8 protein-coding genes are annotated in these 11,609 nt (G+C 71.0%); 1 reads left to right on the plus strand and 7 read right to left on the minus strand.

The annotated features are described in order from the left end of the window. From ABZ656_RS52040 to ABZ656_RS52060, 5 genes are all read right to left on the minus strand, one after another. Positions 1-604: SDR family oxidoreductase (locus ABZ656_RS52040; protein WP_360278948.1), on the minus strand; the 604-nt coding region annotated here is incomplete at its 3' end. After that, positions 601-1,971, minus strand: coding sequence for an L-fuconate dehydratase (locus tag ABZ656_RS52045; RefSeq protein ID WP_101402333.1), 1,371 nt, complete (start codon positions 1,969-1,971; stop codon positions 601-603). The genes ABZ656_RS52040 and ABZ656_RS52045, both read right to left, overlap by 4 nt. Before the next feature lie 85 nt (positions 1,972-2,056). Then, on the minus strand, positions 2,057-3,091 hold the full coding sequence (locus ABZ656_RS52050; protein ID WP_360278951.1) for an ABC transporter permease: 1,035 nt from the start codon (positions 3,089-3,091) through the stop codon (positions 2,057-2,059). Continuing rightward, on the minus strand, positions 3,084-4,577 hold the full coding sequence (locus ABZ656_RS52055; RefSeq protein ID WP_101402331.1) for a sugar ABC transporter ATP-binding protein: 1,494 nt from the start codon (positions 4,575-4,577) through the stop codon (positions 3,084-3,086). The genes ABZ656_RS52050 and ABZ656_RS52055 overlap by 8 nt, the downstream gene beginning before the upstream one ends. Next, entirely contained in the window at positions 4,574-5,641 is a 1,068-nt protein-coding gene (locus ABZ656_RS52060) for a sugar ABC transporter substrate-binding protein (RefSeq protein WP_101402330.1), read from the minus strand. Before ABZ656_RS52060 ends, ABZ656_RS52055 begins: the two co-directional genes overlap by 4 nt. Positions 5,642-5,840: 199 nt before the next feature. On the opposite strand from ABZ656_RS52060, the gene ABZ656_RS52065 reads away from it, so the two are divergent. Further along, complete coding sequence (locus ABZ656_RS52065; protein WP_101402329.1) at positions 5,841-6,542, plus strand: FadR/GntR family transcriptional regulator; 702 nt, start codon at positions 5,841-5,843, stop codon at positions 6,540-6,542. A gap of 57 nt (positions 6,543-6,599) precedes the next feature. Here the strand turns inward: ABZ656_RS52065 and ABZ656_RS52070 are convergent, their stop codons facing one another. After that, complete coding sequence (locus tag ABZ656_RS52070; RefSeq protein ID WP_101402328.1) at positions 6,600-9,617, minus strand: glycoside hydrolase family 38 C-terminal domain-containing protein; 3,018 nt, start codon at positions 9,615-9,617, stop codon at positions 6,600-6,602. 43 nt (positions 9,618-9,660) lie between these two features. Continuing rightward, a complete protein-coding gene (locus tag ABZ656_RS52075; protein ID WP_360278957.1) occupies positions 9,661-11,604 on the minus strand; it encodes an endo-beta-N-acetylglucosaminidase in 1,944 nt (647 codons plus the stop codon). Between the last annotated feature and the right edge of the window lie 5 nt (positions 11,605-11,609).

An 11,609-nucleotide genomic window follows, 5' to 3' on the forward strand; every position in this document is an offset into this window, starting at 1 on the left:
GCCGTGCGGCCCGTTCGGCGGCCGGGTCGGCGGCGGCGTCGAGGAGGCGGCCGACCCAGGGGGTGTCGGCGGTGCCGGGGTTCACGCAGTTGACGCGGACGCCCTCGCGGAGGTGGTCGGCGGCCATGGCGAGGGTGAGGGAGAGGACGGCGCCCTTGGTGGCGGAGTACAGGGCGCGCTGCGGCAGCCCGGCGGTGGCGGCGATGGAGCAGGTGTTCACGATCGCCGCGTGTGCGGATTCCCGCAGGTGGGGCAGGGCGGCGCGGGCGGTACGGACCATACCGACGACATTGACGTCCAGGACCCGGTGCCACTCGTCGTCGGCGTTGTCCTCGACGGTGCCCTGGGCGCCGATCCCGGCGTTGTTGATCAGCACGTCGAGTCCGCCGAGGTCCGCGACGGCCGCGGCCACGGCCCCGCGTACGGAGGCGTCGTCGGTGACGTCGGCGCGGAAGCCGAGCAGGGGCTTCTCGACCGTCGAGGGGTCCAGGTCGAGGACGGCGACCTGCGCCCCACGGGCGGCGAGCAGCTCTGCGGTGGCGCGGCCGATGCCGGAGGCGCCACCGGTCACCAGCGCCTTGAGTCCTTCGAAGTCGGCACTCACGCCGCTTCCCCCTTCTGCTTTTCGCTCGTCTGACTGTCGGACTTCTGCTGGGCGAGGTCGGCGGCCCAGAAGGTGCCGCCGGGGTAGGTGAACTCCGCGATGGACTCCGGCCGCATGGTCGCGGAGAAGCCCGGCGCAGTGGGTGCCGTGTAGTGACCCTGCCTGATCACCACCGGGTCGAGGAAGTGGTCGTGCAGATGGTCGACGTATTCGATGACCCGGTCGTCGGTGGTGCCGGAGAGCGCCACGAAGTCGAACATCGACAGGTGCTGGACGAGTTCGCACAGGCCGACCCCGCCGGCGTGCGGACAGACGGGCACGCCGAACTTGGCCGCGAGAAGCAGGATGGCGAGATTCTCGTTGACGCCGGCGACGCGGGCGGCGTCGATCTGCAGGACGTCGATGGCGCCGGCCTGGAGGAGCTGTTTGAAGACGACACGGTTCTGGACGTGTTCGCCGGTGGCGACCTTGACGGGGGCGACGGCCTCCCGGACGGCGGCGTGGCCGAGGACGTCGTCGGGACTGGTCGGCTCCTCGATCCAGTAGGGCTCGAACTCGGCGAGGGCCTTGGTCCAGGTGATCGCCTCGTCCACGTTCCAGCGCTGGTTGGCGTCGATGGCGATCCGGATGTCGGGGCCGACCACCGAGCGGGCGACCCGGCAGCGGCGTACGTCGTCCGCGAGATCGGCACCCACCTTCAGCTTGATCTGCCGGAAGCCGTCGGCGACGGCCTCGGCGGCGAGGCGGGTGAGCTTCTCGTCGCTGTAGCCGAGCCAGCCGGGCGAGGTGGTGTAGGCGGGGAAGCCCCTCCCCCGGAGGACCGCGGCGCGCTCGGCGGCGCCCTCCCGGCCACGACGGAGCAGTTCGAGCGCCTCCTCGGGTGTGAGGGCGTCCGTGAGGTAGCGGAAGTCGACCTGGCGGACCAGCCACTCCGGCTCGGCGTCGGCGAGCAGCTGCCACAGGGGCTTCTCCGCGCGCTTGGCGGCCAGGTCCCACACGGCGTTGACGACGGCACCGATCGCCATGTGCATCACGCCCTTCTCGGGCCCGAGCCAGCGCAGCTGACTGTCCCCGATCAAGTCCCGGGCGAGGGAGCCCGGGTCCGCGCACAGCTCGTCGACCGAGCGTCCGACCACATGCCCGCGCAGCGCCTCGATCGCGGCGACCTGGACGTCGTTGCCCCGCCCGATGGTGAAGGTGAAGCCGTGCCCCTCGGGACAGTCCGCCGCGTCGCCGCGCAGCACGACGTACGCCGCCGAGTAGTCGGGGTCCGGGTTCATCGCGTCGGAGCCGTCGAGCTCGCGCGAGGTGGGGAAACGGATGTCGTAGGTGTCGACCGCGGTGATACGGGCGGCAGTTGGGGACACGGGAGGCCTTTCGGTCCGGGACAGGGGCGTACGGAGGGGTCCGTGGATCCGTGGGTCCTTGGATCCGTACGAAGACGAAGGGGGGTCAGTCCTGGGCGCGGCCGGTGGTCACGCGGGCGATCATCAGGGCGACCAGGATGATTCCGCCGTAGATGGCCTGGATCCAGAAGGACGGCACCTGGGCGAGCGTGAGCAGGTTCTGCACCACGCCGAGGAGGAGCACGCCGGTCAGGGCGCCGAACATGGTGCCCTTGCCGCCATCCAGGCTGATGCCGCCGATGACCGCCGCCGCCATCACCGTGAAGATCATGTTGTTGCCCTGGTTGGCGCTGATCGCACCGACGTACCCGGTCTGCATGATCCCGCCGACCGAGGCGAGGACGCCGGCGACGACAGAGACCCCGAGCAGCATCCGGTCGACGCGGATACCGGCCGCACGGGCCGCCTCCGCGTTGCCGCCTATGGCGTACAGAGCGCGACCGACCCGGTGGTACTTGAGGATCAACCCGGTGACGCCGAAGGCGACCGCGGCCAGCCACACAGACAGCGGGACCCGCAGGAAGGTGGAGGTGGCCAGTGAGAAGAACGCGTCGGGCATGCCGAACAGTGTCTTGCCCTTGGTGGCGCCGACCAGCAGGCCACGCAGGACGATCAGCATCGCGAGGGTGACGATGAAGGCGTTGAGCTTGAACTTCACCACGAGGATGCCGTTGAAGGCGCCGATGACTCCGCCCACGACGAGGATCGCGACAAGGGCGAGCGCGGTCGGCCATTCCGCGCCCCAGCCGGACTGCGCGGACGGCAGCACCAGCAGGGCGCCGACGGCGGGCGCGATGCCGACCACCGACTCCAGGGACAGATCGATCTTGCCGGTGATCAGCACCAGGGACTCGGCGAGGACCACCATCGCGAGGGCCGCCGAGGCGCCCAGGATGGAGATCAGGTTCCGTTCGGTGAGGAACGAGTCGTTGACGATCGCGCCGAGCACCAGGAGAACCAACAGGGCCGGCACAAGGGCGAGTTCGCGGGCCCTGCGGAGCAGTACGGTCTTGGCGGCCCGTGCGTCGGGGACGCGCGCGGAGGTGGGCGACGAGGCCGACGGGGCCTTCGTGTCAGCCATGGTCCACTCCTTCGATGGAGGCGATCAGCTCGTGGTCGTGCCAGCCCGCCGGGTGCTCGGCGACGACACGGCCGTGGAAGAGGACGAGGACGCGGTCGCAGCGCCGCAGGTCGTCGAGTTCGTCGGAGACGACGAGCACGGCGGTGCCGTCCTCGCTGGCGCTGTCCATCCGGGACAGCAGTGACTCCTTGGACTTCACGTCGACGCCCGCGGTGGGGTTGATGAGGACGAGGAGGCGGGGGTCGGAGGCGAGGGCGCGGGCCATGACGACCTTCTGCGCGTTGCCGCCGGAGAGGTCGGAGACGGGCTGTTCGGGGCCCTCGGTGTGGATGTCGAGGCGTTCGATCAGCTCGGTGGCGAAGCCGCGCTTGCGGGCGGCGCCGATGAAGCCGTAGCGGCCGAGCCGGTTCAGGACGCTCATGGTGGTGTTGTCGCCGATGGTCATCCCGGAGACGAGACCCTGTTCGTGCCGGTCGCGCGGGACACAGGCGACGCCCGCCTTGAGCGCGGCCTGCACGTCACCGAAGGGCATCCGTTCACCGTCGAGTTGAGCCGTTCCGCCGGTCGGGGTGTGCAGTCCGGCGAAGGATTCGGCGAGCTCGATCTTGCCGCTCCCGCTGGAGCCGGCGAGGCCGACGACCTCGCCGCGGCGGACGGTGAGGTCGATGTCCTCGTACGCGTCGGAGGTGAGCCCCCGGGCGTCGAGCAGCACCGGGGCGTCCGCGACGACGGACTGGTGCGTGACGGTCTGCTCGGCGATCGACTCCCCCGCCATGGCCTCCACCAGGGCCGTGCGGGGGAGTTCGGCGACCGGCGCGGTGGTGATCCAGCGGGCGTCGCGCAGCACGGTGACCGTCTGGCACACCTCGTACACCTCCTGGAGGTGGTGCGAGATGAACAGGAAGGTGACACCGGACTCCTGGAGCGCGCGCATCCGGGTGAAGAGCCGTTCGATCTCCCGGTTGTCGAGCTGCGCGGTCGGCTCGTCGAGGACGATGAACCGGGCGCCGAAGCTGAGCGCCCGGGCGATCTCCACCATTTGGCGGTCCTCGACCTTGAGGTCGGCGGTGCGGGCCTCCGGGTCGACATGCACGTCCCAGGTGTCCAGGACCTGCGCCGCCTCGGCCCGCAGCCTGCGCCAGCTGATGAAGCCGCCCCGCCCGACGGGCTGCCGGTTGATGAAGAGGTTCTCGGCGACCGTCAGTTCCGGTACGACGGTGGGCTTCTGGTAGACGCAGGCCACCTTGCGGCGCCAGGCGTCGCGGTCGGTGAGCGCGGGCGCGGGATCGCCGTCGAAGCGGACCTCGCCCTCGTCGGGGGCCTGGAGGCCGGTGAGGATGGTGACGAGGGTGGACTTGCCCGCGCCGTTGCGCCCGACGAGGGCGTGGGACTCACCGGGGAGAACGGTGAGCCGGCCGTCTTGGAGGGCGACGGTGGGGCCGTACCGCTTGGCTATCCCCCGCGCCTCCACCAGTGGGGTGCTCATTTGACCGTGTTGCCCCAGAGCTTGGGGTCGTCGACGTTGTCCTTGGTCACCAGCGGCGCCGGCAGCTGGTCCTCCAGGATGCCGCTGGGCAGCTTGACGATCTCGGAGTCGTGGTCGGTCGGGCCGGTCTTGAACGTCTTCCCCTGCATCGCGGCCTTGATGTAGTACATGCCGTACTTGGCGTACGCGTCGGCCGGCTGGGAGACGGTGGCGTCGATCTCGCCCTTGCGGATGGCGTCGAACTCCTGCGGGATGCCGTCGTTCGAGACGATCGTGATGTGGCCCGCCTGGCCGGTCTTCTTCAGCATGCCCTTGGACTTGAGGGTCTGCAGGGTCGGCGCGAGGTAGACGCCGCCCGCCTGCATGTAGATGCCCTTGATGTCGGGGTTGGCGTTCAGCAGGGTGTCGAGCTTGGAGGCCGCGGTGTCGGACTCCCACTTGGCGGGGATCTCCAGGACCTTGAGCTTCGGGTAGTTCTTCTGCACACAGGTGCGGAAGGCCTCGGAGCGCTCCCGGCCGTTGACGGAGGCCAGGTCGCCCATGATCTGTACGACCTTGCCGGAGGGGATCTGCTTGCCGAGGTACTCGCAGGCCTTCTCGCCGTAGGCGACGTTGTTGGCGCGTACGACCATGGCGACCTTGCCCTTCTCGGGCGCCACGTCGACGGCGACCACGGGCACGCCCTTGCGCTCGGCCTGGTCGAGCCCGGCGGCGATCGCGGCGCTGTCCAGGGGGGCCACGACGAGGCCCTTCACACCCTGGTTGAGCTGGTTGTTGATGTCGGTGATCTGCTGGGACGGGTCACTGTTGGAGTTGACGGTCTTTAGGGCGTCGACCCCTTCGGACTTCGCCATCTTCGGCACGTAGTCGTTGTAGGACTGCCAGAACGGCGAGGTCAGCAGGGGCAGGATCACCCCGACCTTGCCGGTGCCCCCGCCGCCTGACGACACGGAGTCCTTGGTGCTGCCGCATGCCGCGAGCACGAGGGTCGCGCAGGCGGCCGCAGCCGCCGCACGCACTGCCCGCGACGCAATTCGCGTGTTCCGCACGTTTCTGCCGGCCATCTGACGGCTCCTCGTTGAGCGAGATCGATCGGGTGTGACGGTGCGTGGCCGAGCGTCCCGCTCAACCGGGACGAATATTTATCAGACCACTTCGCCTCCGCAACACCCCTGTGCGCCAAAATTTCCGCGTTATCAGCCGTAGTGGTCCGACCACTCTGATGGTTAGACTGCGGCGCACCCGGCAACAGGAGGAGACGGCGTGGACGAGTCGGCCCCGCAGAAGGGCACCGTGACGCAGCGCGCCATCGAGCGGATCAAGGCGATGATCGGCGAGGGCCGGCTGGAGCCCGGGCAGCGCCTGCCGACCGAACGTGATCTGGCCGCTCAGCTGGGCATGTCCCGCAGCTCGATGCGCGAGGCGATCCGCGCGCTCACGGTCCTCGGTGTACTGGAGGCCCGGCACGGCTCGGGCATCTACGTCACCCAGCTCGAGGCCGGGGACCTGCTGGAGACCTTCGGCGTGGTGGCCGACCTCTCGCGCGGGCCGCGACTGGTCGAGCTGCTGGAGGTGCGGCGGATCCTGGAGTCGACGGCGACCGCGCTGGCCGCGGCGCGGATCACGGCCGACCAGCTCGCCGAGGTCGAGAAACACCTGATGGCGATGAACGCGACGGACGACCCGGAGGAGATCCTCGCCCACGACCTGGCCTTCCACCGCGAGATCGCGGCCGCCGCGGGCAACGAGACCATGGCCGCCATCCTGGAGGGCCTGTCCTCGCGCACGTTCCGCGCCCGGGTCTGGCGGGGCTACGAGGAGGAGGGCGCCTTCGAGCGGACGCGCCGCGAGCACGCGGCGATCCACCGCGCGCTGGTGGCCCACGACCCGGAGGCGGCCAGGGCGGCCGCCGCCGCGCACGTGGGCGAGGTCGAGCAGTGGCTGCGGACCCAGCTCACGCAGTAGCCGGATATCCGCAGCCCGGGAAGGGGTCAGGCACGCCCCCGCTCAGGCACGCACCGATCAGGCGCGCGTCAGCCGCAGGGTGACCAGCTCGAAGGGGCGCAGCGACAGGGTGACCCGGTCGCCGTCACGCCGGGGGGTGGCCGCATCGGTCAGGGGCCGCTCCAGCAGGTCGGTCACGGTGACGTCACCGACCCCGAACCCGGCCGTCAGCGTGGCCTTGGTCCGCCCGCCCCGGGACTCGTGGAAGCGTACGACCACATCCCCGCTGCCGTCGTCGGCGAGCTTGACCGCGGTCACCACGACCGCGTCCTGCGCCACCTCCACCAGGGGCGCGGCCTCACGCCCGCCGCTCAGCCGCCGCTCCGGCAGATTGATCCGCCACCCCTCGCGCACCGCGTCCCCGATGCCGGCCCCCGGCACCAGCGCGTGCCGGAAGCGGTGGACGCCCTGGTCGGTCTCGGGGTCGGGGAAGCGCGGGGCGCGCAGCAGCGAGACGCGCACGGTGGTGGTCGTACCGGAGTCGCTGTCGCGGACGGTACGGGTCACGTCATGGCCGTACGTCGAGTCGTTGACGAGCGCGACACCCCAGCCCGGCTCCTCCATGTGCACGAACCGGTGATTGCACGCCTCGAACTTGGCGGCCTCCCAGGACGTGTTGGTGTGCGTCGGCCGGTAGAAGTGCCCGAACTGCGTCTCGGAGGCGTACCGCTCCGCGTGCACGTCGAGCGGGAAGGCGAGCTTCAGGAACTTCTCCGTCTCGTGCCAGTCGACCTCGGTGTCGATGCCGAGCCGCCGCTCCCCCGGCGCGAGCGACAGCACCTGGGTGACCCGCGAGGCACCGAAGGACCGTACGATCCGCACCGACACGCCGTCCTCACCAGGCACGACCTCATCGGCGTCGACCAGGTCGGTGACCGTGTTGCGGTAGAACTCGTCGACGTCCCAGGCGTCCCACATGTTCGGGAAGTCGGGGTGGATCTGGAGCAGGTTCGCGGCGCGTCCCGGGGCGATCGTCTCGCGGTCGGCGTCGAGGTCGTAGGCGGAGACGACGAGGCCCCGGGCGTCGATCTCGACCCTCAGGAGGCCGTTGTCGAGGACGTGGCCGCCGCCTACGCGCGGCGCGAGCGCCACCTCGCTCGCGACGGCGGCGGGCAGGGCCCCGCCCGCCGGGACCCCGTCCCTGCTGTGCGGCGCGGAGTTGAACACGAGCTCCGTGGTGCCCTCACCCGCCAGCGCCCGCTGCGCCGCGTCGATGATGCCGGTCAGTTCCTCGGCAACCCGCTCGTACGTCCTGCGCGCCTCCCGGTGCACCCAGGCGATGGAGGAGCCGGGCAGGATGTCGTGGAACTGGTGGAGCAGGACCGTCTTCCAGATGCGGTCCAACTCCTCGTACGGGTACGGGAATCCGGTCCGGACGGCCGCGGTCGCCGCCCAGAGTTCGGCCTCGCGCAGGAGGTGTTCGCTGCGCCGGTTGCCCTGCTTGGTCTTCGCCTGGCTGGTGAGCGTGGCGCGGTGGAGTTCGAGGTACAGCTCGCCGACCCAGACGGGGGCGTTCGGGTACTCGTCCTCGGCCTTCTTGAAGAACTCCGCCGGGGTCTCCCACACCACGGTGGCGGAGCCTTCGAGGTCACGGACCCGGGCCGCCTTGGCGACCATCTCGCGGGTGGTGCCGCCGCCTCCGTCACCCCAGCCGGTGGGGGCGAGGGAGTGCCGGGCGACGCCCTTGTCCTTGAAGTTCTTGGCCGCGTGGGCGAGTTCGCTGCCCCGCATGGAGCAGTTGTAGGTGTCGACGGGCGGGAAGTGCGTGAAGATGCGGGTGCCGTCGATGCCCTCCCACTGGAAGGTGTGGTGCGGGAACTTGTTGGTCTGCGACCACGAGATCTTCTGGGTGAGCAGCCACTTGGAGCCGGCCGCCTTGATGATCTGCGGGAGTCCGGCGGCGAAGCCGAAGGTGTCCGGGAGCCAGGCCTCGTCGTTCTCGATGCCGAACTCGTCGAGGAAGAACCGTTTGCCGTGCACGAACTGACGGGCCATCGCCTCCGAGCCCGGCATGTTGGTGTCCGACTCGACCCACATGCCGCCCGCGGGCACGAACCGCCCCTCCGCGACCGCCTTCTTCACCCGCGCCCACACCTCGGGCCGGTGCTCCTTCACCCAGGCCCACTGCTGGGCCTGGGACATCGCGAAGACAAAGTCGGGCTCGTCCTCGATGAGCGCGGTCATGTTGGAGGTGGTCCGCGCCACCTTGCGGACGGTCTCGCGCAGCGGCCACAGCCACGCGGAGTCGATGTGCGCGTGCCCGACGGCGCTGATGCGGTGCGCGGACGGCACGGCGGGCTCGGCGAGCACCCCGGCCAGCCGTGCGCGGGCCGCTGCGGCGCTCGCGCCCACGTCCTGGAGGTCGACCGCGTCGAGCGCCTTCTCCACCGCGCGCAGGATGTCCCAGCGCCGTGCCGACTCCACCGGCAGCTCGGCCATCAGTTCGCCGAGGACCTCCAGGTCGAGCACGAGCTCCCACACGGTCTCGTCGAAGACGGCGAGGTCCATCCGGGTGAGGGTGTACTGGGGCTCGCTGCCCGCGGTCTCCCTGTCGCCCAACTGGGTGGGCAGGAAGGGGTGGTAGTCGAGGATCACCGGGTTGGAGGCGGCCTCGACGTGCAGCCGGACCTCCTCGCCGCCCTCGACCGGGGCGCCGATCCGCACCCACTGGTTGCGCGGGTTGAGGCCCTTCACCGGAGTGCCGTCGGGCCGGTAGACGAGCCCCTCGCACTGGAAGCCGGGCATGTTCTCGTCGAAGCCGAGGTCCAGCAGTGCCTCGACCGTCCGGCCGGCCCAGGCCTCCGGGACGGTCCCGGTGACCCTGAACCAGCTGGTGCCCCACGGAGCGCCCCAGCGCGCACCCACCTCGATCGGCTCGGGTGTGGCCGCGAGCCCCTCGGCGACGGGCACCGGCTCACCGGGCGCGTGCCACACCGCGACTTCCAGCGGCACGGACTCGGGGTACACGGCGGGTCGGATGCGCTCGTCGAGGACGCGCTTGAGGCGGGCTTCGACCAGGGTGCGGTCGTCATGCATGGGGTGCTCCGTGGGGTGAAGACGATGCGGGAAGGTGGTGCTGCTACCAGGTGTGGGTGGTCGTGGCGGCGGTCGAGACGGTGAACAGCTCCCCCACCGCGCGCACTTCGAACCCCCCGGCCGGCTCACCCTGCTCGGGGGTGAGACCGCCGACGTAGAACGCGCTCTGGCAGGTGCCGCCGAGGAAGCGGCGCGTGCCGTCGGGGAGCGTCCGGTACAGCTCGTAATGGCGTACTTCGCCGGGTGCGCCCTGCCAGGCGAAGCGCAGGTTGCCTCCGTCGGCGCCGGTGACGCGCAGGTCGGTGGGTGCGTCGGGGGTGAGCACGGCATCGCGGACCGCGAGCCCGCCGAGACGCCAGCGCACCGGACCACTGCTCGCCGTCAGCCGTACGCCCAGCGCGTGCACGGTCCCGCTCAGTCCGGTCAGGCGCACGGTGGCCGTCCCCCAGCCGTCGCCCGAGGACGTGACCGGGAAGTACGTGTACGGGGGCGCCCCGCCCGCAGCGCCCGGCTCGGCGGTGGCGACGGCCAGCTCCACGGCGGCGGCGCCCGTGTCCGTGCGGTACGTGAGCTCGACCACCGTGTCCGCGGTGAGCGGCAGCCTCGTCGCGTACAGGTCCAGCGTGGTGGGCGCGTCCAGGGCGCCGTCGACGAGCAGGCTGCTCCCGCCCCGCCAGGCGTCCGCGAAGTCGAAGGTGACGGCGGGGCGCTGTCCGGTCGTGCGCACGACCCAGCGGCGGGAGGGCAGCCGGTCCTGGAGGCCGAGGTGGTTCCAGGCCGTGTCCGAGGCGGCCTCGCCGTCCTCGTACCACTTCAGTCCGTGGCCGGTGTTGAAGACGGTCGCGAAGGGAACGGAGGCGACCGTCGAGCGGTCGGCGACGGAGACGGCCGGGGCGCGCCAGCTCGCGCTCGTGTTCGGTTTGGAGGGGTCGAGGGAGGAGCCGGTCCAGAACAGGTCGTCGGCGGCGTGGAAGTCGCCGGGGGTGCGGCTCGCGGGCAGGTGGTTGCGGGTCCACTCGGGCCGGTAGAAGCCGAGGGAGGTGACGTGGGCCTTGGTGCTCGGGACGATGGCGTCCCAGTTCACGGACGCGCTGGTGCCGCCGGCCTCGACGTCGACGCCCGCCCACAACTCGTAGGGACTGCGGCCGAGTTGCCCGGCCGCCGTCGCGGAGGAGGCCAGGCTGCTCTGGGACCAGCGGAAGTCGACGAACATGGAGTCGGCGGCCTGGAAGAACGTCTTGTTCTGGTTGTTCAGTGCGCCCTGCCAGCTCACCGAGCCGCTCACGGTCATCGCGTCGTACCAGGTGACGCGCTGCCCCTGGGCCGTCCCGAGCGTCTTGAGTTCGTTCATGAAGCCGAGCATGTCGGTGGCGAGCGCGGTGTTTCCACCGCTGGTCTCGGCGTTGATGAACCAGCCGTCGAAGCCGTACGCCGCCGCCACCGCGACGAGCTGCGCCGCGAGCGGGTAGTGCCCGGTGGAGTCCTTCTGCACCAGGTCGCGGGTCCACTGGAGCTGTCCGCCGTAGGCGACGGGCGGCAGGAAGACATTGCCGAGGACGGGCACGCCGTGCCGGTGCGCCGCGTCGACGATCGGGGCGTTCGGCGCGAGGATCAGGCCCTCGCCCGCCGAGCCGCCCCAGAAGACGAGTTCGTCGAGATACGCCCAGTGCGTGAGGGCGTAGTAGTCGGCCGTGGCGGCGCCCTGCGAGGGGTTGCTCGACGTGGGTCCGAAGGACACGAGGGACTGGACGCGGGCCTGGCCGCTGCGGGCCGTCGTGTTGGCCGGGGTCGGTGTGAACCGGGCGGCGAGCGGCACGGTCGACGCGTTGAACGCCAGGTCGGTGTCGGTGGCGGCGCTCCAGGCCTTGAGGCCCCGCCAGGTGATGCCGGTGCCGGGGGTGCCCGAGGGCAGCGAGTCGGGGTACCAGTAGGAGGCGTACGGCGGCGCCGCGGTCGCGGCGGCCTTCGTCGCCGCGGCGGCGGGCAGGGCGG

The sequence above is a fragment of the Streptomyces sp. NPDC007095 genome (assembly GCF_040634475.1).
Taxonomy (GTDB): Bacteria; Actinomycetota; Actinomycetes; order Streptomycetales; family Streptomycetaceae; genus Streptomyces.